Genomic DNA, 24,557 nt, shown 5'->3' with positions numbered 1-24,557 from the left:
CCATCCACAAAAGCGGATGATCGCACCAAATAATTGGCACTGACATTCATCGGCACACTGTTGAGTTCTCAAAGAACACGCACACACCATCGCGTTCCAGACTGTGTCTGACCCGCTCCGGGGCAACCGTTCCAATCTATCACCTTCGACCGGCGGCCCGCAACTCGTGCGTTCCTCGATCTTCGGCTGTTCTGAGTGACGTTCAGGACACCACTGAACTCCGAACCTCTCGGTCCGGGGCGGGTGTCCCTGTCGCTCGAACGAGGACTAAGTTACGCCCACGCTTCCGGGCCGTCAAATCGCCTGGTCAACGGCCCGGAAGCGAGTCAGAACCTCCGCGGTCAGCTGCGGTGCACGCGAACGCCGGCGAAATTACGCTTCCCCCGGCGGATCACCAGCCAGTGCCCGTGCAGGAGCTCTGCGTCGGACGGTGTCCACTCCTCCGACGAGACGCGGACGTTGTTGACCGACGCGCCGCCCTCCTTGACCGTGCGGCGCGCAGCGCCCTTGCTCTCGCACAGACCGGTCGAGACGAGCAGGTCGACGATGGTGTCGGGCTCCCCCGGACGCAGGTCCATCACCGAGGCCTCCGTGAGCGCCGCCGCAAGGGTGGGCTCGTCGAGGTCCGCGAGTTCCCCGCGCCCGAAGAGAGCGCGACTCGCCAATTCCACGGCTGCGGTGTTCGCAGCGCCGTGGACGAGCGTGGTCATCTCCGCCGCGAGCCGCTTCTGGGCCTCGCGTGCATGGGGACGCTCGGCCGTCGCGGTTTCGAGTTCGGCCAGTTCCTCGCGGTCGAGGAACGTGAACCACCGCAGGTACTTGACGACATCGGCGTCCGCGGCATTCACGAAGTGCTGGTACCAGGCGTACGGACTGGTCATCTCCGGGTCGAGCCACAGGCTTCCCCCGCCCGTGGACTTCCCGAACTTCTTGCCGTCCGAGGAGGTCACCAGCGGGACCGTCAGCGCGTGGACCGATGCTCCGTCGGTCCGTCGGTTCAGTTCGACGCCGGCGATGATGTTGCCCCACTGATCCGAGCCACCGACCTGGAGCGCGCACCCGTAGTCGCGGCGAAGCTGCACATAGTCGTTCGCCTGCAGCAGCATGTAGCTGAATTCGGTGTACGAGATGCCGTCGCCTTCGAGCCGCCGCTTGACGGTGTCGCGTGCCAGCATCACGTTCACCGAGAAGTGCTTGCCGATGTCGCGCAGGAAGTCGACCGCCGTCAGGCGCCCCGTCCAGTCCAGGTTGTTCGCGACGACGGCACCGGTCGGCGAATCGTCGAAGTCCACGAAGCGTTCGAGTTGTCCCCGGATCCGATCCGCCCAGTCGGCGACGGTATCGGCGGAGTTCATCGTGCGCTCCCCCACGTCCCGAGGATCGCCGATCAAGCCGGTCGCTCCGCCGGCGAGGACGATCGGACGGTGGCCCGCGCGCTGGAATCGTTTCAGTGCGAGAAGCGGCACGAGGTGACCGGCGTGCAGGCTCGGTCCGGTCGGATCGAAGCCGGCATACAGGGTGATCGGACCTGCGTCGAGATCGCGTCGGAGTGCATCGAGATCGGTCGATTGGGCAATGAGCCCGCGCCAGGTCAGTTCGTCGAGAATGTGCTCAGTCACCGCTCGATCATCCCATTCGTGTTCGGAGTGCGGGCGCCCGTGGGCTCCGTCGATACGCCGAGACCCCCGGAGAGCCCGGAATCCACAGACGCCACGGCCGGTCTGCGGCGACGCTGATCCCGACGCGCGGGCCGGAGGCCACGTCGACGTCGTCCCGTCGCTCGGGCAGTTCGAGGCGAACCCGCGACCGCGGAGAGAATACGTCGAGACCGTTGTCGGAGATATCCAATCCCAGTGCCGCGGCGAGGTTTCCGGGTCCGCGTGCAAGCTTGTCGGACGGCATCCCCGGGGTCCGTCGCCGGCTCGCGCACTGTTCGCCGTCCACGATCTCGCCGCCGCGCAGCAACACGGCGGCGGCCACGCCGTCGGGTCCGACCGAGATGTTGGCGCACAGATGCAGGCCGTAGCTGCGGTAGACGTACAGATGGCCGGCGGGTCCGAACATCACGGCGTTGCGCGCGCTCGGCCCCCGATACGAATGAGCGGAGGGGTCGGGCCACGGACCGTCCTCCGGTCCGCCGTACGCCTCGACCTCGGTGAGCCGAATGGCGACATCGCCTACCCGGACCACAGCACCGAGCAGCGCACGAGCCGCCTCGACAGGGTCGAGGGATTCGAGGTACTGCGCGCTCATCGCGGCGGGGTCGGTCAGTCTCGGGTCCAGCCGGGAACACCCCGCGTGACGTAATCCTCGTGCTCTGCGTCACCGACGGCCACGGCCTCGTCGATCAGGAGCACCGGGATGCCGTTCTCGATCGGGTAGGCGCGGCGCAGCCGAGGGTTGTAGAGGACCGTGTCGTCGACGAGAAGCAGCGGCCCCTTGTCCTCGGGGCAGGCAAGAATGTTCAACAGCGTGGGATCGACGGCCACGGGGGTCCTTCCGACTTCGTACACAACGGAACGGGTTCAGCCTACCGGGCGGCGGGCGTGGCTCCCGCCGTGCCCGTTGCCCATTTCGTGGCGACCGCCTTGGTGAACCGCTTGTAGGTGCCGGTGTCCCGGTCCGCGTACCACGAGCGAACGGTCGGGGTCGGCAGGCCGTGTTCGCGCAGCTTGTCGGCGGCGGGACGGTAGGACGGCCCGATCGGGATGGACGGGACGATGTGCACCAGATCGGGGCGCTCCGCTTCGGGAACGACGTCGAGAGCGGCCGTGATCTCCGCTGCCGTCGGGGCCTTCTTACCGCGCAACGTACACGCGGCCACCGCGATATCGCTGTCCCCCAGAGTGATTCCGTACGAGACTGCAAGATCGATACGCGGAATCATCCCGAGCATGTCGATCACCGGCTGCGAGTACACCGGTCCGTGCGCGGTGACGACCACCCCGCGTTTGTTGTCGAGAAGCCAGTAGTCACCGTCCGCGTCACGGCGGAACAGGTTTTCGGTGGCGATCCACACGTCACCCGGTTCGAACACACCGCGCATGACGTCGCCGAGCGCTTCGTTGGACGCACCAGGTTTGCCGAGGAGAAGTCCGACCTCGCCGTCGGCGCACGAGCGTACGAAGCCGCGGTCGTCTTCGATGAGCCGTCCGGTGAGCGGGTCGTAGGCCGCGAGACCGACCGCAGCGCTGCCGGGGAGCGGGCGTCCCTTAGATCCCACTTTCGAACCCGACACGTTGGCGAGGATCACGTCGCCTTCGGTGGACGCGTAGAACTCGACCACCCGCGCGGGAGCAAAACGTTCGAGGGTGCGCCACCACAGCCCGGGCGGCATGCCGGAGCCGATGAACAACCGGATGGGGTGACTGGCGTCGATGTGCAGGGAAGGGCTGTCGAGCACCTCTCGCATCATCGACCACGTGTACGTGACCACCGTGACGCCGTAGCGATGGACTTCCTCCCCGAACTTCGCCGGGTCCAGTCCGTTCGACAAGGCGATCCGCGCTCCACCCGCCAATGCACCGCCGAAGCTCACGAGCAGGCCCGACGAGTGATGCAGCGGTGCCAGGCAATACATCGTGTCGCGGCGGCCGAGCGACGCAGCGGTCGCCGTACCGAACGCCGACAGCGCCCAGCGATAGTTGGTGACCCGCTTGGTTTCGAGCGTCGGACCACTCCCCACGAAGAGCACGAACGCCAATTCGCGGGCGAGGCCCGGATCCGGGACGTACCAGCCCGGCAGGTGCACCCCGGAGATGTCGGTCCGCTCGAGATCGACGACGTCGGCGCCGGGCTCGACGTCGAGGTCGCGGACGTCGCCTCCACCCAGCACGAGAACCGGCAGGCCCGTGCCGATAGCGAGGTCGAGGTTTTCCGGGTCGGAGACGAGTTTTTCCACACCGCCGAGTCGGGCGGCGGCGGCCGCGTCCGGTCCGGGGGGGATCAGGACCGATACCGCGCCGAGACGGGAGACGGCGGCCACCGCCGCCATGGCGCTGGGCCGGACGTTCATGAGCACACCGACACGCATCGCCGGCCGGACGCCGTTGTCGACCAGACCGAGAACGATGTTGTCGATACGGCGGTTGACCGCTTCGTAGGTGTAGACCCGGTCCTCGAAGATGAAGCACTCGCGCTGAGGCCCTCTCCTCCCCTGTTCGGCGAGGAGGCTGCCGACGGAGACACGGGTGCGGGGCTGGATCTGTCCCAGGCGGGCGAGACGCGGAAGTGCTCGCGCGGCTTCGCCCGACAGGTCGCGGGCACCGCGCACCGCGCCGGTCGCGACCTCGGCGATCCCCTTCCCGATATCGGCGCCGACATCGGCGAGCGTTGCGACCGTGTGCGCCACCCGGCTACTGATGGAGACGCCGGTCGCGCCCTCGTCGCTCGGCTCCGGCGCGGTCATGGGACTGACCCCGACGGGCCGGTCCCCGATTCCCTCCCTCCACTGCACCCATTCGCTCGTCGCAGGCCACGTCTGTTGCGCTGCAACGGATCCGACGACGAGACCGAAATGGCCCGCGCGGAGCGAATATTCGTAGACCTCGGCGCGCGGCGACGCTCTGCGAATTCCGCGTACTGCGAGAGGCTGGCCGATGTCGTCGACTTCTCCGAGGAACGCGAGGATGGGGCAGGTGATCTCCGCGAGCGTCACGGGCTTGTCGTTGATCACGAAGCCCCCGCTGACCATGCGGTTGTGCGCGACGAACTGGCGCAGCAGGTCGGCAACCGCGGGTCCGGACCACGCGACCCAGCCCTCGGTGTCGAGGAACCTGCGCTGGGGCTCCCGCGGAAGGAGAGCTTCGCGGTCGTGGAGCTGCCGGAGGAAGTCGATACGCGACCGCACCGTCTTGACCGGGTCGAGGAACTGGAATCCGGTACGAGCCATCCAGCCTGTGATCGCGAGACGGTTGAAGACGTGATCGGCCAGGAAATCGGCCGAGAGTGTCGCCACAGGGCCGGGGATGCCGAAGGGCAGTGCGGCGAGGGTATCGACGGGACTGCCGAAGGTGATGAGGCTGGCGATGTTGCGGCTGCGGCGATAGGCGGCAGCCTGGTAGCAGAACATGCCGCCCTGCGAGTAACCCCCGAGGTGGACGTCGCGTCCGGTGTACGCGTGAATCCGGTCGACGATTTCGTCGAGAGCGAGGATGTGGTCGGTGAGGGTGCGGTCCCACCCGCCTTCCTCTTGGTCGGGCGAGCCGAAGTCCACCACCCAGGGATCGAGTCCCGCGGCGTGCAGGACACCGACCGCACCGCTGTCGCGGGTGACGTCGTAAACGTCCGCGGACATCATCATCGGCGGCACCAACACCACGGGTGGACCGGACGCGGCGGTGTCCGAGTCGGGGAAATAGCGCCGGAGACGGTACATCCCGCACCGTTCGACGACCTGATACGGAGACGACGAGGTGCCCGGTTCGAGCCCCCCGAAGCGGATGACTTCGAGACCGTTCTGCGCCGTCGCGATGAGCCGACGCATCGGTCCGGTCACCGCTCTACCGTCCAGTCCCACGATCGCTTCCCTCCACGATGCCCATGACCCCGGTACATGACGGGTGTACGCGTAAGCCTGCCATATCCGTGATCCGGTCCCGGGCAATTCGGACGCCGCCCGGTCCCGGGCTATTCGGATGCCGCCCGGGACCGGAAGAGGAACAGACGCAGCGCGGCGCCCGCCTACGCGAGGGGCGTCAGGCCCGCACCCAGGCCCGCAGCGCCGCCGCGGTCTCGCGCACCCTGCCGAGTTGCTCGGCAACGCGGACTCCCGCGGTGCCGCCGCGAGCGTTCCGCGACGCGATGGAGCCCTCGACCGTGAGAACTTCACGCACCTGAGGGGTGAGTGCGGGATCGACTGCCGCGAGTTCGGCGTCGGTGAGGTCTTCGAGCCCCACCCCGCGCGTCTCCGCTGCCCGGACGCAGGCGCCGGCAGCTTCGTGGGCCACGCGGAACGGGACGCCCTGGCGCACCATCCACTCGGCGATGTCGGTCGCCAAGGTGAATCCGGCGGGCGCGAGTTCGGCCATCCGTTCGGTGTGGAACGTCAGCGTCGACACGAGCCCGGTGATCGCCGGAAGCAGAAGCTCGAGCTGGGCGACCGAATCGAAGACCGGTTCCTTGTCTTCCTGGAGGTCCCGGTTGTAGGCCAGCGGCTGTGCCTTGAGCGTCGCGAGCAGGCCCGTGAGGTTTCCGATGAGCCTGCCCGCCTTGCCGCGGGTCAGTTCGGAGACGTCGGGATTCTTCTTCTGCGGCATGATCGACGATCCGGTGGACCACGCGTCGGCGAGGGTGATGTACCCGAACTCCGGTGTGCTCCACAGGATCACCTCCTCCGCCATCCGCGAGAGGTCGACCGCGATCTGAGCGAAGACGAACGCCGCTTCTGCGGCGAAGTCGCGCGCACTGGTCGCGTCGATGGAATTGTCGGCGGCAGCGTCGAATCCCAGATCGGCGGCGATTGCCTCGGGGTCGAGCCCGAGGGACGAGCCCGCGAGCGCGCCCGACCCGTACGGCGAGACAGCCGTGCGCCGGTCGAAGTCACGCAGACGATCGACATCACGCAGCAAGGGATGCGCGTGCGCGAGCAGATGGTGCGCGAGCAACACCGGCTGCGCCGCCTGCAGGTGGGTCTTCCCCGGCATCACGGCGTCGGGGTGCGCGGCGGCCTGGCCTGCGATGGCCTCGACGACATCGAGCACACCGTCGCCGATACGCCGCGCGCTGTCGCGCAACCACATGCGGAACAGCGTCGCGACCTGATCGTTGCGGGAGCGCCCGGCGCGCAGACGTCCGCCCACCTCGGGGCCGACCCGCTCGATGAGACCGCGCTCGAGTGCGCCGTGCACGTCCTCGTCGGAATCCGACGGGACGAACGCGCCCGATGCGACATCGGCGGCGAGGCCCTCGAGCCCGTCGAGCATGGTCGCGAGGTCGTCGTCACTCAGTAGCCCGGCCCGATGCAGGATCTTGGCGTGCGCCTGGGACGCCCGCACGTCGTAGGGCGCAAGCACCCAGTCGAAGTGGGTCGACTTGCTCAATGCCGCCATGGCGGCGGCCGGTCCGGATTCGAACCGGCCGCCCCACAGCGCACCTTCGTTGGTGCCGTGGGTGGCCATGACTACAGGCCCAGATCGCGCTTCGCGGCGACCTTCGACGACAGGCCGTGGATCTGGACGAAGCCCTTGGCGTTGGACTGATCGAAGCTGTCGCCCTCGTCATAGGTGGCGAGGTTGAAGTCGTACAGCGATTCGGGGCTGCGGCGTCCGTTGACGGTGATGTGCCCGCCGTGCATGGCCATCCGGATGTCGCCGGTGACGCGTTCCTGCGTGTTCTGGATGAACGCGTCGAGCGCGTACTTGAGCGGGGAGTACCAGAGGCCGTCGTAGACCAGCTCGCTCCACCGCTCTTCGACACGGCGCTTGTAGCGGCCGAGCTCACGCTCGAGGGTGACGTGCTCGAGTTCCTGGTGCGCGGTGATCAGCGCGATCGCGCCGGGCGCCTCGTAGATCTCGCGGCTCTTGATGCCGACGAGGCGGTCCTCGACCATGTCGAGCCGGCCGACACCCTGTGCGCCGGCGCGCTTGTTGAGTTCCTGGATCGCCTCGAGCACGGACACGGGCTTGCCGTCGATCGCGACGGGACGGCCCGCTTCGAAGGAGACGATGAGCTCGTCGGGGGCCTGCCAGTTGAGGGTGGGGTCCTCGGTGTAGTCGTAGACGTCCTTGGTGGGGGCGTTCCACAGGTCCTCGAGGAAGCCGGTCTCGACGGCACGTCCCCACACGTTCTGGTCGATGGAGAACGGGGACTTCTTGGTGACGTTGATCGGCAGGTTGTGCTCGGCGGCGAAGGCGATGGCCTTCTCGCGGGTCCAGGCGTAGTCGCGCACGGGTGCGATGACCTGCAGGTCGGGAGCGAGGGCGCCGAAGCCGACCTCGAAGCGCACCTGGTCGTTGCCCTTGCCGGTGCAGCCGTGCGAGACGATGGTGCCGCCGTACTCCCGGGCCGCCTTCACGATGTGCTTCACGATCAGCGGGCGGCTGATCGCGGAGACCAGCGGGTAGCGGTCCATGTAGAGCGCGTTCGCCTGCACGGTGGGCAGGCAGTACTCGTCGGCGAACTCGTCCTTGGCGTCGACGACGACGGACTCGACGGCACCGCAGTCGAGCGCACGCTGACGCACCACTTCCATGTCCTCGCCGCCCTGACCGAGATCTATGGCGACGGCGACGACCTCCTTGCCGGTCTCCTTGCCGATCCAGCTGATGGCAACGGAGGTGTCCAGCCCGCCCGAGTAGGCGAGTACGACGCGATCGGCCATTGTCTTGTGCTCCTTCTTTTCTTTCGTGTACGTCTCTCGACGTGATGGTTCAGGCCAGTGATTCGAACAGGGCGGCCAGTTGGGCCCCTGTCATCGGTTCCCGGGCGATCACCGCAATGGTGTCGTCCCCGGCGATCGTGCCGACCACCTCCGGTAATGATGCCCGATCGAGTGCGCTGGCCAGATAGTGCGCTGCCCCCGGTGGCGTCCGGAGGACCGCGATGTTGCCGCTGGCGTCGGTGGAGACGAGCAGTTCACCGAGTAGCCGGGAGAGTCGATCCGTGCCGCCGGACACTCCGCGGACGGGGCTGCCGTCCTCGGGCACGATGTACACGCCCGCTCCCCCGTCTGCGCCGCGCAGCTTGACGGCACCGAGTTCTTCGAGGTCACGGGAGAGGGTGGCGGTGGAGACCTCGATGCCTTCGGCCGCGAGGAGTGCCGCGAGTTCGGTGTGGCTGCGCACCGCGCGGGTTGCCAGGAGCGCGGTGATACGCGCCTGCCGCGCGGCCCGAGTCGGGGCGGCGCTGCCGGCCCGTTCGACGGCTCCCTCCGCGGTGTTCACGTTCAGCTCCTGCGCTGCTCGAGCAGCCACACGAGCAGGGCCTTCTGTGCGTGGAGCCGGTTCTCGGCCTCGTCCCAGACGACGGAGCGGGGTCCGTCGATGACCTCTTCCGTGATCTCCTTTCCGCGGTAGGCGGGCAGGCAGTGCAGCACGATCGACGCGGGATCGGACAGTGCCAGCAGCGTGTCGTCGAGCTGGTACGGCCGGAAGGGGGCCTCGCGGTCCTTGCCGTCGACTTCCTGCCCCATCGACACCCAGGTGTCGGTGACGAGGACGTCGGCGCCGGTCGCCGCTGCATGGGGATCGTCGGTGACGGTGACGCTGCCGCCGGTCTCCTCTGCCCGCGCGCGGGCTGCGGCGACCACTTCCGGGTCGGGGGTGAAGCCCGTCGGGGACGCGATGGTGACGTGGAGGCCGGCGGTGACGCCTCCCAGCATCAGCGAGTTGGCCATGTTGTTCGCGCCGTCACCGAAGTAGGTGAGTTTCAGCCCGTGGGTGCGGCCCTTGTGTTCGCGGATGGTCTGGAGGTCGGCGAGCACCTGACACGGGTGGAAGGTGTCGGTCAGCGCGTTGACCACGGGCACGGTGGAGTGCGCCGCGAGGGTCTCGATGCGGTCCTGCCCGAAGGTGCGCCACACGACCGCTTCGGCGAACCGGGAGAAGACGCGCGCGGTGTCCTCGAGCGTTTCGCCTTTGCCGATCTGCGTGGAGCCGGCGTCCACGACGATCGCGTGACCGCCGAGCTGGGCGATGCCCGCGTCGAACGAGAACCGGGTGCGGGTGGAGGGCTTGTCGAACAACACCGCCACGCTGTAGGGGCCCTCGAGCGGACGCCGCGACAGCGGGGCTTTCTTGAGTTCCGCTGCCAGATCGAGGATTTCGTTCTGTTCGGCGGGAGTCAGGTCGTCGTCACGCAGAAGATGTCTCAGCACGGTGCTTCAGTTCCCTTCCCGGTCTGCGTTGTCGAGGATGGCGGGTAGCGCCGCGACGAAGCTTTCGGCCTGGCGCTCGGTGAGGATGAGCGGCGGCGCGAGCCGGATGACGTCGGGCGCCGGGGCGTTGACGAGGAACCCGGCCTCGCGCGCGGCGGCTTCGACCGCTGCGGACTTCGTGTCGGTGAGCACCACACCGAGAAGCAGGCCGGAGCCCCGCACGTGCGAGACGAGGGGGTGCCCGAGGGACTCGATGCCGGTGCTCAGTGTCTTGCCGACGGCGTTGACGTGATCGAGCAGGTTCTGCTCGTCGATGGTGCGGAGGACGGCGAGGGCCGCGGCGGCACACACCGGGTTCCCACCGAACGTGGTTCCGTGCTTGCCCGGCTGGAAGAGGTCCGCGGCCGGCCCGGTCGCGAGGACGGCACCGATGGGCAGACCGCCGCCGAGACCCTTGGCGAGGGTCATCACGTCGGGCACGACTCCGGCTGCCTGGTGAGCGAAGAAGGTGCCGGTGCGGGCGATGCCGGTCTGGACTTCGTCGAGCACGAGCAGCGCGCCGCGCTCACGGGTGATGCGGCGGGCTTCCGCGAGGTAGCCCTCCGGCGGCACGACGACCCCGGACTCCCCCATGATGGGTTCGAGGAACACGGCGGCGGTGTTCTCGTCCACCGCGGCGTCGAGCGCGGCGATGTCGCCGTAGGGAACGAACTCGACGCCGGGGGGCATCGGCTCGAACGGTGCCCGCTTGTCGGGCTGACCGGTCAGCGCGAGGGCACCCATGGTGCGGCCGTGGAACGCCTTCTCACAGGCGATGATCTTCGGCCGGCCGGTGAGGCGGGCGATCTTGAAGGCCGCTTCGTTGGCTTCGGTGCCGGAGTTGCAGAAGAAGGCACGCCCCGGGTGTCCGAAGTGCCCGAGGAGTTGTTCGGCGAGTTCCACCACCGGTGCGGAGGCATAGAGGTTGGACACGTGGCCGAGCTGCCCGAGCTGAGCTGTGACGGCCTCGAGGATCGCGGGATGCCGGTGGCCGAGACTGTTGACCGCGATGCCCCCGAGCAGATCCAGGTACTGCATGCCGTCGGCGTCGGTGACGACCGCGCCGTCGCCGGCGACGAGCGCCAGCTTGGGGACGCCGTAGTTGTTCATGAGCGAGCCTGCCCAGCGTTGCTGTAGCTCGGACGTGCCGGTCATGCGTTTCCTTCCGTGACGGGGAGCACCGTCGGGCTGTGCGTGCCGGTGCCCTGGCCAGGGGTGACCATGGTGCCGATGCCCTCCTCGGTGAACAGTTCGAGCAGCACCGAATGCGCCTGGCGACCGTCGATCACGTGAGCGGTCGGTACCCCGCCCTGGACGGCGCGCAGGCACGCCTCCATCTTGGGGACCATGCCGGAGTCGAGGGAAGGCAGCAGTTCGGCGAGCGTGTCCACGTCTATGGACGAGGTCAGCGACGAGCGGTCGGGCCAGTTCGTGTAGAGCCCCTCCACGTCGGTGAGTACCACCAGTTTCTCGGCGCCGAGGGCCTCGGCGAGCGCGGCGGCGGCCGTGTCGGCGTTGATGTTGTGGACGACGCCCTGGATGTCGGGCGCAACGGTCGACACCACGGGGATGCGACCGGCGGCGATCAGGTCGAGGACGGCGGCGGGGTCGACGGTGGTGACGTCACCGACGAGCCCGATGTCGGTGTCCGTGCCCTCCACGACGACGGTGCGACGGGTTGCGGTGAACAGCCGCGCGTCTTCGCCCGAGATCCCCACGGCGTAGGGGCCGTGGGCGTTGATGAGGCCGACGAGTTCGCGGCCGACCTGGCCGAAGAGCACCATCCGCACGATGTCCATCACCTCGGGGGTGGTGACGCGGAATCCGCCGCGGAATTCGCCTTCCAGCCCGAGACGCCGCAGCATGGCGTTGATCTGGGGTCCGCCACCGTGCACCACGACGGGGTGGATGCCGACGGTGCGCAGGAACGCCATGTCGGCCGCGAACGCCGTTTTGAGGTCGTCGTCGATCATGGCGTTGCCGCCGTACTTCACCACGACGATCTTGTCGCGGAACTTCTGCAGCCACGGCAACGCTTCGGCGAGGACGAATGCTTTCTGCTGTGCGGACAGGTTCGCGATGAGGTCTGCGGCCATGTCGGCTCCGGTCACGTGCGCGGTCACGACGAGTAAGCCGAGTTCTCTTCGACGTACGCGTGCGACAGGTCGGTGGTGCGGATCGACACCTCGGCGTCGCCGAGCCCGAGATCGATGTCGAGCGCGATATCGATACCGGACAGGTCCACCTCGCGGGCGCCGGGGGCGCCGACGCCGCCGATGCACACGGGCTGCCCGTTGAACGTGACGGTGATCGTGTTCGGGTCGAGTTCGATCGGGGCGATCCCGATGGCGGCGAGCACCCGTCCCCAGTTGGGGTCGGAGCCGAACAGCGCGGTTTTCACGAGGCTGTCGCGGGCGACGGTCCGGGCGCCGATGAGCGCGTCGTCTTCGCTCGCGGCACCGCGCACGGTGACGGTGACGCGTTTGGTGACACCTTCCGCGTCGGCCATCATCTGGTCGGCGAGACTGTCGCAGACGGCGAGGACCGCGGCGTCGAGTTCGTCCTGTGTGGGGCTGACCCCGCTGGCGCCGGAGGCGAGCAGCAAGACGGTGTCGTTGGTGGAGGTCGCACCGTCGATGTCGAGTCGGTCGAACGTCTTCCGGCTGGCGTGGCGCAGCGCCGCGTCGAGTTGTTCCGGGGTGGCGACGGCATCGGTCGTGAGCACGCAGAGCATGGTGGCGAGCGCCGGGGCGAGCATGCCCGCGCCTTTGGCCATGCCGCCGACGTTCCAGTTCGCCGCGTGGTGGAGCGCCGCCTGCTTCGGGACGGTGTCGGTCGTCATGATCGCGTGGGCGGCGTCGGTGCCGCCGGAGATTCCTCCGGCGAGTTCGTGGACGATCTCCTGCACGCCGGTGAGGACCTTGTCCATGGGCAGCCGGTCGCCGATGAGCCCGGTCGAGCACACGGCGATCTCACCCGCGCCGGTCTCGGTGCCCCAGTTGCTCAGTGCGTCGGCCAGCGTTTCGGCCGTGGTGTGGGTGTCCTGGAATCCGCCGGGTCCGGTGCATGCGTTGGCACCGCCGGAATTGAGGATCACCGCGCGCAATGCGCCGGTGGTGAGGACCTGCTGGGACCACAGGACGGGAGCGGCTTTGACCTTGTTGGTGGTGAAGACGCCTGCCGCGGCGAGCTCGGGTCCCTCGTTGAGGACGAGGGCGAGATCGGCGTTGCCGTTGGCTTTGATCCCGGCCCGGATGCCGGCGGCGCGGAACCCTGCCGGGGCGGTCACGCCCTGGGTGCGGATGAGCCGTCCTCCGGCGATCTCCTCGGCGTGTGCGTACGCGGCGTCCACGCTGTCCTCCGTGGTGGTGCTGTCGGTCAGATCGGTCACGGCGCCACTCCTACGGTGGACAGGCCGGCGGCCTCGGGCAGCCCGAGCGCCAGGTTCATGGACTGGACCGCAGCTCCGGCGGTGCCCTTGGTCAGGTTGTCGAGCGCGGCGATCACGATCAACAGGCCCGCGTCGGGGTCGACGGTGACGGCGAGCTGAACGGCGTTGGACCCGATCACCGAGCCGGTGGCGGGCAGCACCCCTTCCGGTAGCAGGTGCACGAATGTTTCGTCCCCGTAGGCCTTTTCGTAGACGGCGCGCGCTTCCTCGGCGGTAGCCGTGGTCGGCGCCGTGCAGGTGGCGAGGATGCCCCGGGGCATGGGTGCGAGAACGGGGGTGAACGAGACGGAGACGTCGGTGCCGGCGAGCACCGAGAGATTCTGCTTGATCTCGGGGGTATGGCGGTGGGCGCCGCCGATGCCGTAGGCCCGCACCGATCCCATCACTTCGGAGCCGAGCAGGTCGACTCTCGGCGACTTGCCCGCGCCGGAGGCACCGGACACCGCGACGATCTGCACGGACGGTTCCACGATGCCGGCTGCGACCGCCGGAGCGAGAGCGAGCGACGCGGAGGTGGGATAGCAGCCGGGTACGGCGATGCGGGTCGCGCCGATGAGCTTGTCGCGCGCGCCGGGCAGTTCCGGCATGCCGTACGGCCAGGTGCCCGCGTGGTCGGTGCCGTACCAGCGCGTCCAGTCGTCGGAGGAGGTCAGCCGGAAGTCGGCGCCGCAGTCGATGACGACGGTGGTCTCGGGCAGTTGCTCGGCGATGACCGCGGAGTGGCCGTGCGGCAGGCCGAGGAAGACGACGTCGTGCCCGGCGAGGCTGTCGAGGTCGGTGGGTGCGAGAACCCGGTCGGCGAGCGGCAGCAGATGCGAATGGAATTCGCGGAGGGTGGCTCCGGCGTTGCTCCCGGCGGTGAGTGCACCGATGACGAGTGATCCGTCCTGGTACGCGGGATGGCCGAGAAGGAGGCGCAGGATCTCGCCGCCCGCGTAACCGCTCGCTCCCGCGACGGCCACCCGGAGCGGCGCCTGCGGCGTCGCCGTGAATACCGGTGAATTACCCATACGATTGATTATGCACGATGATGCAAACTATTTCATCCGGCTCTGGGTCACACCCAGTTCCGGGTCATTCCGAACGCAACGACCGCCGGATCTCCGCGAGCTTGTCGGCCGCGGCTGCCTGCCGCGCCTCGTACTCGTCGTCGAGGGTGCGCCCGGACACGCTTTCCCTCGCCAGTTCCTCTGCGCCGATCGCTGTCGCCGAACGGTGCTCGATCTTCTCTCGCACCGAGTCCAGCGTGGGCACGCCGTCGCGGGTGTACCCGGTGATCTCCTCGATCGTCGGCGCCCGCCCCCCCCCCCCGACGGGGCCGGGATCGGGGGCCGGTTCGGGCGCGGCGGGCGGCACGTCCGGGATGTCCGGCGACGGCGGCACGTCGGGCACCGTGGGAGTCGCGGGTTCGGCCGGTGTGACGTCGGGCGCAGGCTCGTCCGGCGTCTCGGGCTCCGGTATCCGGCCGTGGTTCCGTTCGTCGCTACTCATACATCCAGGTTACGTCGGACGGACCGAGAGCGGGGGCGCCGAGCCGTGACCCGGCGCGCCCCCGCCGAGGACAACGTCAGCGACGCATCTCGGCACCCACGGAGGCAGCAGCCGCAGCGACCGCAGCGTCACGGGCAGCGCTCGCCTCGTCCTCGGTGAGCGTGCGATCGGGCGCCCGGAAACGCAACGCGAACGCGAGCGACTTGCGGTTCTCACCCACCTGCGCGCCTTCGAACACGTCGAACAGCCTGATGTCTTCGAGCAGTTCGCCGCCACCCGCGCGCAGCGCGGACTCGACCGACGCCGCCGGCACCTCCGCGTCGACCACCACCGCGACATCCTGCAGCACCGCCGGGAACGGCGAGACCACCGGAGCGGGCAGCGACTCGGAGATCGGGAGGGCGTCGAGATCGAGCTCGAAAGCACACGTGCGCGCCGGAAGGCCCGCCCGTTCGACGACGGCCGGATGCAACTCACCGGCGTGGCCGACGACCACCCCGTCGACGAGCAACTCGGCGCAACGACCCGGATGCCACGGAAGATATTGCGCCGCACGCCGTTCCAGCTGCACACCCGCGGCCCTGGCAATGGTCTCGGCGGCCGCGAAGGCGTCGGACGCCTCTGCCGCGCGTCCCGGTCCCCACGGTCCCGCGGGCTCACGCATTCCCGCGAGCGCACCGCCGACGTGCACGGGCTGCGCCGGGAGCGACTGCTCGAGGGTTGCGATCTCGTCGTCGCTGGGACGCCGGTCGACCGGCAACGGCGCGACCGCCACCGTGTCGGGACCCGGCTGCACCACCTGGGCGATGGAGAACAGCGCCAGGTCGCGCTGGCCACGCGAGACATTGCGCGCGAGCACCTCGAGGAGGCCGGGCAGCAGCGTGGTGGCCAGTTCCGGGCGGTCCGATTCGAGCGGGTTGAGCACCTTGGTGGTGACGCGGCGCGGATCGTCGGCGTCGAGTCCCCAGGTGTCGAACACGCCGGTGGGCAGGAACACCGGGGCGAGTACCTCGACGTAACCGTCGTAGGCGAGCGCCTTGCCGACGGCGCGGCGACGCTTCTGACTCGGCGTCAGTCCCCGTCCTGCGGGAGCGGCCGGGAGCACCGACGGGATCTGTTCGAGCCCCTCGAGGCGAAGCACTTCCTCGACGAGATCTGCGGGCTGACGCAGGTCGGGGCGCCACGACGGCGGCGTCACCACGAGCTGACCGTGACCGTCCTCGCCGACACCGACCTCCACGGCACACCCGATCTGGGTCAGGCGACGGGCGGCGGTGCCATTGGGGTAGGTGACCCCGGCGATGCGGTCCGGAAGGTCGATGTCCATCCGGATCGACACGGGTTCGGTCGGAACGACGATGTCGGTGAGGGTGGGCTCGACGGTGCCGCCGGCGATCTCGACGAGCAGCGCTGCCGCGCGATCGAGTGCGGCGCGGGCGACGGCGGGGTCGACGGTGCGCTCGAAACGCTTCCCGGCTTCACTGCTGAGCTTGTGACGCCGGTTGCCGCGGAACACGGCGAGCGGATCCCAGGTCGCCGCTTCGAGCAGGATGTCGGTGGTCGCGTCCCCGACTTCGGTGGTGGCGCCGCCCATGATGCCGGCGAGGGAGATGACGCCGGAGTCGTCACAGATCACGACGTCCTCGGGATCGAGGTCGCGCTCGACACCGTCGAGGGTGGTCAGCTTCTCCCCCGCCCGAGCTCGGCGCACGACGATATCGCCCTGCAGGGTGGCCGCGTCGAACGCGTGCAGCGGCTGGCCGAGTTCGAGCATCACATAGTTCGTGACATCGACGGCCGGGGAGATCGGGCGCACACCGGCGGTGTGCAGGCGCCGTTGCAGCCACCACGGGGACACTGCGTTCGGGTCGATGCCCGTTACCCGGCGTGCCGCGAACCGGGTGGCGTCGGTCTCCGGCTCGAGCCGGATCGGGTAGGCCTCGCCACCGTCGGCGGGCAGCGGGGTGACCTGAGCTGGGTCGACGAATTCGAGGTCGAAGCCGCAGGCGAGTTCGCGGGCCAGTCCGCGGGCGGAGAAGCAGTAACCGCGGTCCGGGGTGATGTTCAGTTCGACGACCGTGTCGCCGAGCCCGAGCAATTCGTTCGCATCCGCGCCCGGCTCGGCACTTCCCGGTTCGAGCACCAGAATGCCCGAGTGGTCGGTGCCGATACCCAGTTCGCTCACCGAGCAGATCATCCCGTCGGAGACCTGCCCGTAGGTCTTGCGGCTCGCGATGGCGAACCCGCCGGGAAGCACCGCGCCGGGGAGTGCGGCGACCACGAGGTCACCTTCGGCGAAGTTGCGGGCACCGCACACGATGCCGCGGGGCTCGTCTTCGCCCACCTCGACCTTGCAGAACCGGATGGGCTTCTTGAACCCCTCGAGTTCGGTGATCTCGGCGACCCGTCCGACGACCAGGTTGTCGATGCGTTCGAGGGTTTCGATGTCCTCGACCTCGAGCCCGACCCGGACGAATCCCGCGTCGAGTTCCTCGGGCGTGACGTTCCACTCCGGGGTGGCACGCTGCAGGATCTCGGTCAGCCAGGACTGCGCTATTCGCACTTGGGTTCAGCTTTCTCGTTCGTTCGGGGACGGATGGAGGTGGCGGGCGTCAGCCCTGCACACCGAAGGGCAGGGTGAAGCGCACGTCGCCTTCGACGATGTCGCGCATGTCGGGGATGCCGTTGCGGAACTGCAGCGTGCGCTCGAGACCCATGCCGAATGCGAATCCGGTGTACACGTCGGGGTCGATGCCCGAGGCCCGCAGCACATTCGGGTTCACCATGCCGCAGCCGCCCCACTCGACCCAGCCCGCGCCGCCCTTCTTGTTCGGGAACCAGACGTCCACCTCGGCGGACGGCTCGGTGAACGGGAAGTAGTTCGGACGCATCCGCGTCCGCGTCTCCGGTCCGAACAGGGCACGCGCGAACGCATCGAGCGTGCCGCGCAGGTGGCCCATGGTCAGACCCTTGTCCACCGCGAGGCCCTCCACCTGGGAGAACACCGGGGTGTGCGTGGCGTCGAGTTCGTCGGTACGGAATGTGCGGCCCGGGCACACCACATAGATCGGGATGTCGCGGTGCAGCATCGTGCGCACCTGCACCGGGGAGGTGTGGGTGCGCAGCACCTGACGCGACCCTTCCGGTGCGATGTGGAAGGTGTCCTGCATCGTGCGGGCCGGGTGGTCGGGCAGGAAGTTGAGGGCATCGAAGTTGAAATGCTCGGTTTCGACCTCGGGCCCTTCGGCGATTTCCCATCCCATCGCGACGAACACGTCGGCGACCTGGTCGGAAATGATGCTGATCGGGTGCCGGGCACCGAGCGGGCGGCGAGTCGCCGGCAGCGTCACGTCGACGGCCTCGGCGACGAGGACCGCCGCGTCACGCTCGGCCTGCAGTTCTTCCTTGCGGGCGTCGAATGCGGCCTGCGCGGCGGTGCGGTGGGCGTTGACCCGCTTGCCCGCGTCTGCGCGCTCCTTGCCCGGCAGCGAGCCGAGCGCACGCTTGGCGAGGGAGATGGGCGCCTTGTCGCCGAGATGGTCGACCTTCGCCCGCGCGAGCGCGTCGAGGTCGGCAGCGGCCGCGAACGCCTCGATCGCAGCCTTCTCGGCCGCAGCGAGGGCCTCCTCGGTCAAGGCGCTCGGATCGACTGCCGGCGGGGTGCCGCCTTCATTCTTGGCCACGACCGGTGCAACTCCTTCTTCGGGCGAACGATGGTTCGAAATGTTCTCGCGGGCGCCGCCGCGACCGGATGGTCGACGGCGCACCGACAAATCCTATGTGATGGGTCCGGAGGCCCGAGTCTGCACCGGGGGCCGGTGCTGCACCCGGGAGCTGGCGTACAGGCAGATCGACGCTGCGGTAGCGAGGTTGAGAGACTCGGCACGACCCCGGATCGGGATACGGACCCGATGGTCTGCCCGCGCGGCGACCTCCGGATCGAGACCGTGGGCCTCGTTTCCGAACAGCCACGCCGTGGGACGGGCCAGCAGTTCGTCGGCGTCGTCGAGTTCGACCTCGCCGTCGGCGGCCGTCGCGAGGATCTGCACGCCTGCGCCGGAGAGGGCGTCGAGAACACGCAGGGTGTCCCGCTCCCGCGCAACCGGCAGGTGGAAGATGCTGCCTGCCGACGCACGCACACACTTTCCGTTGTGTGGGTCCACCGAGTCGCCGGCGAGGATCACCGCGTCGGCGCCGACAGCGTCCGCGACACGGATCAGGGTGCCGGCGTTGCCGGGCTCCGCCATCGCGACGGGCACCGCCACGAGCCGGGGGCGCGGCGACAGTGCCGCCTCGAGAGGGACGTCGAGGGTGTCGCAGACGGCCACCAGTCCCGGCGGGGTCACTGTGTCCGACAGACGGGCGGCGGCTTTCTCGGTCACGGTGGCGACGCGCACCCCCGCGCGGTGCGCGGCGTCGACGCAGTCGCGGTAGCGCTCGGCCGCGGCTTCGGTGACGAACAGGTCGTGCACGTGACCGGCCGCGAGCGCTTCGGTGACGGAGTTCTCACCCTCGGCGAGAAACCGCCCGTTTTTGCGTCGTTCCGCGGCCCGCAAGAGTTTCACAGCAGAAACGACCCGCGGGGTGCGCTCGGTGAGCGGATCCACGGGCCGTTCCTGTGTTGTGTCGTCGTTCAGCGTCGTGCTCAGGCAGCCGGAGCGTTGACGTCGGCCGGCAGCGCAGCCTTGGCGAGCGCGACCAGGCCGGCGAATGCCTCGGCGTCGGAGACGGCGAGCTCGGCGAGGATCTTGCGGTCGACCTCGACACCCGCGGCCTTGAGGCCCTGGATGAAGCGGTTGTAGGTGATGTCGTTGGCGCGAGCCGCCGCGTTGATACGGCTGATCCACAGCTTGCGGAAATCACCCTTGCGGGCGCGACGGTCGCGGTAGGCGTAGGTCAGCGAGTGAAGCTGCTGCTCCTTGGCCTTGCGGTACAGACGCGAGCGCTGCCCGCGGTAGCCCTTCGAGGCCTCGAGAATCGAACGGCGCTTCTTCTGGGCGTTGACGGCCCTCTTCACGCGTGCCACTGGTTAAGTCCTGTCAAAGTTCGGGGGACGACATTGTTTCGTCCCCGGAGAGCGGGAAACGGTCGGGGAAGCTCAGAGGCCGAGCAGGCGCTTGACCCGCGGGGTGTCCGCGGGCGCGACCACTGCCACGCCGTCGAGACGGCGAGTGACGGTCGAAGGCTTGTGCTCGAGAAGGTGGCGGCGCCCGGCCTTCTGGCGCAGGATCTTCCCGCTGCCGGACACCTTGAATCGCTTCGCGGTGCCGCTGTGGGTCTTCGACTTGGGCATGGAGTCCTCAGTTCTTGTCGGTGTGTACATCGGTGCTCGCACGCAGCACCGGGTGTGCTGGTTCGAGCGGCTAGCTGCTTGGGGCGTCGCCCTGCTGCGGCGCCGGCGGCGGGGTCGCAGGGGCAGATGCCTGCGTTGCCTGCGCGGTGCTCGAGGGCTGCGCGGTGTTGACCGGTGCAGCATGGGCGGCTTCCTGCGCCTTCGCGCGGGTCTTCGCGCCCTTGTGCGGGGCCAGCACCATGGTCATGTTGCGACCGTCCTGCTTCGCGGAGGTTTCGATGAAGCCGAGTTCGGCGACATCCGCACCCAGACGCTGCAGCAACCGGTACCCGAGTTCGGGACGCGACTGCTCACGGCCACGGAACATGATGGTGACCTTGACCTTGGACCCGGCCTCGAGGAAGCGAACGACGTTGCGCTTCTTGGTCTCGTAGTCGTGATCGTCGATCTTGGGCCGGAGCTTCTGCTCCTTGATCACGGTCATCTGCTGGTTCTTGCGCGATTCGCGCGCCTTCTGCGCGTTCTCGTACTTGAACTTGCCGTAATCCATGATCTTGCAGACCGGCGGCCGAGCGTCGGGCGCCACCTCGACAAGGTCGAGATCGGCTTCGATGGCCAGGCGGAGTGCATCTTCAACACGCACGATGCCGACCTGTTCCCCGCCAGGTCCGACGAGACGGACCTCGGGAACTCGGATGCGTTCGTTGATGCGGGTCTCAGCGCTGATGTGGCCTCCTAGGTAGAACGGTGGGTCGGTGTGACCGCACCGCAGCAGGTGGCCCGAGTTCCTCGACGAAAAGACCCCGCTGTGGTGCCGAGGCTCCACGCGGGGTCCGATACCGACCGGTCGACGAACGGCAGTTGCACTGCACATACGCCCCAGCATCCCGGAGGATGCGGCATCCGCGGTGCGAGCACCGGGAAGACCGGACCACTGAACTGCATCTATGTGCCGCCAGAGGTGGGAGTCGGACTCCACTTTGCTGCCCATGCTGGTATGCATGGGCGGTCGTGGGGACAAGTCTAGCAAAGATGCACGTCGGCATCGAATCGCCCCGCGAGCGACCACCCGAACTGCGTCGCTCCCGGGCGCAGTGGGATCCTCGATGCATGACCGAGGCACCCGATTCCCAGGACCCGAACGTAGCGCCGGACGACGTGCGCGAACTCGCCGAGATCCCGGCTGTCGAGGTGATCAGCCGCGCTGCCGTGATGTTGATGAGTTCGGCCGCCGAGAAGCTGGGCCTCGGCGACGCCGACCCCCAGCAGAGCAGCCACCTCGATCTCGACGAGGCACGACGTGTGATCACTGCGCTGGCCGGCCTCGTCACGGCTTCCGTGGAATACCTCGGACCGCACGCCGGACCGATCCGAGAGGGCCTGCAAGCACTGCAGCGCGCGTTCCGGGAGGCATCGTCGACTCCCGACGAGCCCGGATTCGGTCCCGGCGAGAAGTACACCGGCCCCGTCTACTGATCCGACCCGCACAGCACGACACCCGGGACGCAGCGCTCGGCGCCGCTCCCGGGTGTCCTGCGTGACTATTTCGCCGCGACCTTCTTCTTCGCCGCCCGCTTCCGGGCCGGAGCCTTCTTCGGCGCGGGCGGTACAGGCGCGAGCGCCTCGGCGAGGAAGCGCCCGGTGTAGCTCGCTTCCACCTCGGCGATGTCCTCGGGCGTGCCCTGTCCGACGACGGTGCCGCCCCCGGCTCCGCCTTCGGGTCCCATGTCGATCACCCAGTCGGCCGTCTTGATGACGTCGAGGTTGTGCTCGATGACGATGACGGTGTTGCCCTTGTCGACAAGCCCGTTGATGACGCCGAGCAGTTTGCGGATGTCCTCGAAGTGCAGGCCGGTGGTCGGCTCGTCGAGGATGTACGCGGTGCGCCCGTTCGACCGCTTCTGCAGTTCCGCCGCGAGCTTGACGCGCTGGGCTTCGCCGCCGGACAGCGTGGTGGCCGGCTGGCCCAGCCGCACGTATCCCAGTCCCACCTCGGTGAGTGTCTTGAGATAGCGGTGGATCGAGGTGACGGGCTGGAAGAACTCGGCCGCCTCCTCGATCGACATGTCGAGAACCTCGGCGATCGTCTTGCCCTTGTAGTGCACCTCGAGGGTTTCGCGGTTGTACCGCGCCCCGTGGCACACCTCGCACGGCACATAGACGTCGGGCAGGAAGTTCATCTCGATCTTCAGCGTGCCGTCACCGGAACACGCCTCGCAGCGTCCGCCCTTGACGTTGAAGGAGAAGCGCCCCGGCTGGTACCCGCGCACCTTCGCCTCGGTGGTGGCCGCGAACAGCGTGCGGATCTTGTCGAACACCCCGGTGTAGGTCGCGGGGTTGGACCGCGGCGTGCGACCGATCGGAGACTGGTCGACGCGCACGAGCTTGTCGAGCTGGTCGAGACCGTTGATGCGGGTGTGCCGGCCGGGCACCTGGCGCGCCCCGTTGAGCTTGTTCGCCATCACCGTCGCGAGAATGTCGTTGACCAGCGTGGATTTACCCGAACCGGATACGCCGGTGACGCAGGTGAGCACACCGAGCGGGAACGACACGTCGATGTCGTGCAAGTTGTTCTCGCGCGCTCCCACCACGGTGATCTGCCGCTTCTGGTCCACGGGACGACGGAGTGCCGGGATCTCGATGGCTTCACGGCCGGACAGGTACGCGCCGGTCAGCGACTCGGGGTTGTCGAGCAACTCCTTGTAGGTGCCGCTGTGCACCACCCGGCCACCGTGTTCGCCCGCTCGCGGACCGATGTCCACGACCCAGTCGGACGCGCGGACGGTGTCCTCGTCGTGCTCGACGACGATGAGCGTGTTCCCGAGATCGCGGAGCCGCGTGAGGGTGTCGATGAGCCGCCGGTTGTCGCGCTGATGCAGGCCGATGGACGGTTCGTCGAGCACGTACAGGACACCGACGAGGCCGGAGCCGATCTGGGTGGCAAGCCGGATGCGCTGCGCTTCCCCGCCCGAGAGGGTCGCGGCGGCGCGGGAGAGCGAGAGGTAGTCGAGGCCCACGTCGAGCAGGAACCCGAGCCGCGCTTGCACTTCCTTGAGCACCTGGCCGGCGATGGCCGCCTCACGGCTACCCAGGGTGAGCGTGTCGAGGAACTCGGCGCACTCGGCGATCGACAGGTCGCACACCTCTGCGATCGACCTGCGGTCGTGGTTGCCGGCGGTGATGGTGACCGAGAGGATCTCGGGCCGCAACCGGGCGCCTTTACATGCGGGGCAAGGGATTTCCCGCATGTACCCGTCGTAGCGTTCCTTCATCTGATCGGACTCGGTCTGCTCGAGGCGACGATGCAGGAACGGCATCACACCTTCGAACTCGGCGTAGTACGAACGGACGCGGCCGTACCGGTTCTTGTACCGCACGTGCACCTGGTCGGTGCTGCCCTCGAGGACCGCCCTGCGAACCTTCGCGGGCAGTTTCTTCCACGGAGTGTTGATGTCGAAGCCCATGACGTCGGCCAAGCCGGTCAGCAGGCGCGTGAAGTATTCCGCGCTCTGGCCCATCGACCAGGGCGCGATCGCACCTTCTGCCAGGCTGACGTCCGGGTCGGGCACGACGAGATCGACGTCGACTTCCTTCCGGACACCGAGGCCCGCGCACTCGGGGCACGCGCCGTAGGGCGAGTTGAAGGAGAACGAGCGCGGCTCGAGATCGTCGATCGCCAGGGGGTGCCCGTTGGGGCACGCCAGCGACTCGGAGAACCGGCGCTCGCGATCCGGCGCATTCTCGTCGCGGTCCACGAAGTCGAGGACGACCACGCCTTCCGCCAGGCGCAACGCCGTCTCGACCGAATCGGTCAGGCGCTGCTTGGCGCTCGGCTTCACAGCCAACCGGTCGACCACGACCTCGATGTCGTGCTTCTCCTGCTTCTTGAGCTTCGGCGGATCCGACAGCGGATACACCACGCCGTCGACCCGGACGCGGGAGTAACCCTGCACGGTGAGCTGCTCGAACAGGTCCACGAACTCGCCCTTGCGGGTGCGGACGACCGGCGCGAGGATCTGGAATCGCGCCCCTTCCTCCATGTCGAGGACCTGATCGACGATCTGTTGCGGCGTCTGCCGGGAGATCTCCTCGCCACACACCGGGCAGTGCGGAGTGCCCGCGCGGGCGTACAGCAGACGCAGGTAGTCGTACACCTCGGTGATCGTGCCGACCGTGGATCGAGGATTGCGGTTGGTGGACTTCTGGTCGATGGACACAGCCGGCGACAAGCCCTCGATGAAGTCGACGTCGGGCTTGTCCATCTGTCCGAGGAACTGCCGGGCGTAGGCCGACAACGATTCGACGTAGCGCCGCTGGCCCTCCGCGAAAATGGTGTCGAACGCGAGGCTCGACTTGCCCGATCCCGACAGGCCGGTGAACACGATGAGGCTGTCGCGCGGTAGGTCCAGGTCTACTCCCCGCAGGTTGTGTTCCCGTGCTCCACGCACGATCAGGCGGTCCGCCACGCC

Annotated in this window: 21 protein-coding genes; 1 reads left to right on the top strand and 20 read right to left on the bottom strand. The window is 68.4% G+C overall.

Annotation, left to right across the window (positions count from 1 at the left end; all coding sequences use genetic code 11):
* Positions 1-341: 341 nt before the first annotated feature.
* The 19 genes from tyrS to infC form a co-directional block, all read right to left on the bottom strand.
* Positions 342-1,619: a tyrosine--tRNA ligase gene (tyrS, locus tag TVH25_RS05715; protein ID WP_169652884.1), complete on the bottom strand. Its 1,278-nt coding sequence runs from the start codon at positions 1,617-1,619 to the stop codon at positions 342-344.
* Between the two features lie 7 nt (positions 1,620-1,626).
* The gene (locus TVH25_RS05710) at positions 1,627-2,253 is read right to left on the bottom strand and encodes a DNA-3-methyladenine glycosylase (protein ID WP_169622997.1); all 627 of its coding nucleotides are present in this window, start codon (positions 2,251-2,253) and stop codon (positions 1,627-1,629) included.
* Positions 2,254-2,267: 14 nt separating this feature from the next.
* Entirely contained in the window at positions 2,268-2,489 is a 222-nt protein-coding gene (locus tag TVH25_RS05705; RefSeq protein WP_169622996.1) for a Trm112 family protein, read from the bottom strand.
* A 41-nt stretch (positions 2,490-2,530) separates the two neighbouring features.
* A complete protein-coding gene (locus TVH25_RS05700; RefSeq protein ID WP_169652885.1) occupies positions 2,531-5,518 on the bottom strand; it encodes an alpha/beta fold hydrolase in 2,988 nt (995 codons plus the stop codon).
* Positions 5,519-5,696: 178 nt separating this feature from the next.
* On the bottom strand, positions 5,697-7,118 hold the full coding sequence (argH, locus tag TVH25_RS05695; RefSeq protein WP_296549944.1) for an argininosuccinate lyase: 1,422 nt from the start codon (positions 7,116-7,118) through the stop codon (positions 5,697-5,699).
* 2 nt (positions 7,119-7,120) lie between these two features.
* The gene (locus tag TVH25_RS05690; RefSeq protein WP_169622993.1) at positions 7,121-8,320 is read right to left on the bottom strand and encodes an argininosuccinate synthase; all 1,200 of its coding nucleotides are present in this window, start codon (positions 8,318-8,320) and stop codon (positions 7,121-7,123) included.
* Positions 8,321-8,369: 49 nt separating this feature from the next.
* Positions 8,370-8,882: an arginine repressor gene (locus tag TVH25_RS05685; protein WP_169622992.1), complete on the bottom strand. Its 513-nt coding sequence runs from the start codon at positions 8,880-8,882 to the stop codon at positions 8,370-8,372.
* A 2-nt stretch (positions 8,883-8,884) separates the two neighbouring features.
* Positions 8,885-9,814: an ornithine carbamoyltransferase gene (argF, locus tag TVH25_RS05680; protein WP_169622991.1), complete on the bottom strand. Its 930-nt coding sequence runs from the start codon at positions 9,812-9,814 to the stop codon at positions 8,885-8,887.
* Positions 9,815-9,820: 6 nt separating this feature from the next.
* Complete coding sequence (locus TVH25_RS05675; protein ID WP_169622990.1) at positions 9,821-11,008, bottom strand: acetylornithine transaminase; 1,188 nt, start codon at positions 11,006-11,008, stop codon at positions 9,821-9,823.
* On the bottom strand, positions 11,005-11,949 hold the full coding sequence (gene argB / locus TVH25_RS05670; protein ID WP_422423551.1) for an acetylglutamate kinase: 945 nt from the start codon (positions 11,947-11,949) through the stop codon (positions 11,005-11,007). The genes TVH25_RS05675 and argB overlap by 4 nt, the downstream gene beginning before the upstream one ends.
* 23 nt (positions 11,950-11,972) lie before the next feature.
* Positions 11,973-13,205, bottom strand: a complete 1,233-nt coding sequence (gene argJ, locus TVH25_RS05665) for a bifunctional glutamate N-acetyltransferase/amino-acid acetyltransferase ArgJ (RefSeq protein WP_378528429.1) — start codon at positions 13,203-13,205, stop codon at positions 11,973-11,975.
* 35 nt (positions 13,206-13,240) lie between these two features.
* Positions 13,241-14,314 (bottom strand): N-acetyl-gamma-glutamyl-phosphate reductase, encoded by a 1,074-nt coding sequence (gene argC / locus TVH25_RS05660; RefSeq protein WP_422423549.1) that lies wholly within the window; start codon positions 14,312-14,314, stop codon positions 13,241-13,243.
* Positions 14,315-14,378: 64 nt separating this feature from the next.
* Positions 14,379-14,795, bottom strand: coding sequence for a hypothetical protein (locus TVH25_RS05655; protein ID WP_422423548.1), 417 nt, complete (start codon positions 14,793-14,795; stop codon positions 14,379-14,381).
* A gap of 76 nt (positions 14,796-14,871) precedes the next feature.
* Positions 14,872-17,358 carry a phenylalanine--tRNA ligase subunit beta gene (gene pheT / locus TVH25_RS05650; protein ID WP_296549937.1) on the bottom strand — a complete coding sequence of 829 codons (2,487 nt, stop codon included), beginning with the start codon at positions 17,356-17,358 and terminating at the stop codon, positions 14,872-14,874.
* 49 nt (positions 17,359-17,407) lie between these two features.
* Positions 17,408-18,478 (bottom strand): phenylalanine--tRNA ligase subunit alpha, encoded by a 1,071-nt coding sequence (gene pheS / locus TVH25_RS05645; protein ID WP_169622986.1) that lies wholly within the window; start codon positions 18,476-18,478, stop codon positions 17,408-17,410.
* A 93-nt stretch (positions 18,479-18,571) separates the two neighbouring features.
* Positions 18,572-19,402, bottom strand: a complete 831-nt coding sequence (locus TVH25_RS05640; protein WP_169622985.1) for a TrmH family RNA methyltransferase — start codon at positions 19,400-19,402, stop codon at positions 18,572-18,574.
* A 38-nt stretch (positions 19,403-19,440) separates the two neighbouring features.
* Positions 19,441-19,821 (bottom strand): 50S ribosomal protein L20, encoded by a 381-nt coding sequence (gene rplT / locus TVH25_RS05635; RefSeq protein ID WP_169622984.1) that lies wholly within the window; start codon positions 19,819-19,821, stop codon positions 19,441-19,443.
* Between the two features lie 72 nt (positions 19,822-19,893).
* Positions 19,894-20,088, bottom strand: coding sequence for a 50S ribosomal protein L35 (gene rpmI / locus TVH25_RS05630; RefSeq protein WP_072698932.1), 195 nt, complete (start codon positions 20,086-20,088; stop codon positions 19,894-19,896).
* 70 nt (positions 20,089-20,158) lie between these two features.
* The gene (infC, locus tag TVH25_RS05625; RefSeq protein ID WP_206037422.1) at positions 20,159-20,860 is read right to left on the bottom strand and encodes a translation initiation factor IF-3; all 702 of its coding nucleotides are present in this window, start codon (positions 20,858-20,860) and stop codon (positions 20,159-20,161) included.
* A gap of 338 nt (positions 20,861-21,198) precedes the next feature.
* Between infC and TVH25_RS05620 the strand changes: the two genes are divergently transcribed.
* On the top strand, positions 21,199-21,564 hold the full coding sequence (locus tag TVH25_RS05620; protein ID WP_169622983.1) for a DUF1844 domain-containing protein: 366 nt from the start codon (positions 21,199-21,201) through the stop codon (positions 21,562-21,564).
* 65 nt (positions 21,565-21,629) lie between these two features.
* Here TVH25_RS05620 and uvrA read toward each other — a convergent pair whose 3' ends face one another.
* The gene (uvrA, locus tag TVH25_RS05615) at positions 21,630-24,554 is read right to left on the bottom strand and encodes an excinuclease ABC subunit UvrA (protein ID WP_169622982.1); all 2,925 of its coding nucleotides are present in this window, start codon (positions 24,552-24,554) and stop codon (positions 21,630-21,632) included.
* Positions 24,555-24,557: the final 3 nt, after the last annotated feature.

Origin of the sequence: Rhodococcus sp. 7Tela_A2 (assembly GCF_049311045.1) — a bacterium.
GTDB lineage: Bacteria > Actinomycetota > Actinomycetes > Mycobacteriales > Mycobacteriaceae > Rhodococcus.
This window is presented reverse-complemented; position numbering and strand designations above follow the sequence as displayed.

Coding starts and splice junctions, on each gene's coding strand:
- argH (WP_296549944.1), bottom strand. CDS start 7,118: ATGGCCACCCACGGCACCAACGAAGGTGCGCTGTGGGGCGGCCGGTTC.
- argB (WP_422423551.1), bottom strand. CDS start 11,949: ATGGCCGCAGACCTCATCGCGAACCTGTCCGCACAGCAGAAAGCATTC.
- TVH25_RS05710 (WP_169622997.1), bottom strand. CDS start 2,253: ATGAGCGCGCAGTACCTCGAATCCCTCGACCCTGTCGAGGCGGCTCGT.
- TVH25_RS05690 (WP_169622993.1), bottom strand. CDS start 8,320: ATGGCCGATCGCGTCGTACTCGCCTACTCGGGCGGGCTGGACACCTCC.
- argC (WP_422423549.1), bottom strand. CDS start 14,314: ATGGGTAATTCACCGGTATTCACGGCGACGCCGCAGGCGCCGCTCCGG.
- TVH25_RS05655 (WP_422423548.1), bottom strand. CDS start 14,795: ATGAGTAGCGACGAACGGAACCACGGCCGGATACCGGAGCCCGAGACG.
- rpmI (WP_072698932.1), bottom strand. CDS start 20,088: ATGCCCAAGTCGAAGACCCACAGCGGCACCGCGAAGCGATTCAAGGTG.
- TVH25_RS05620 (WP_169622983.1), top strand. CDS start 21,199: ATGACCGAGGCACCCGATTCCCAGGACCCGAACGTAGCGCCGGACGAC.
- TVH25_RS05675 (WP_169622990.1), bottom strand. CDS start 11,008: ATGACCGGCACGTCCGAGCTACAGCAACGCTGGGCAGGCTCGCTCATG.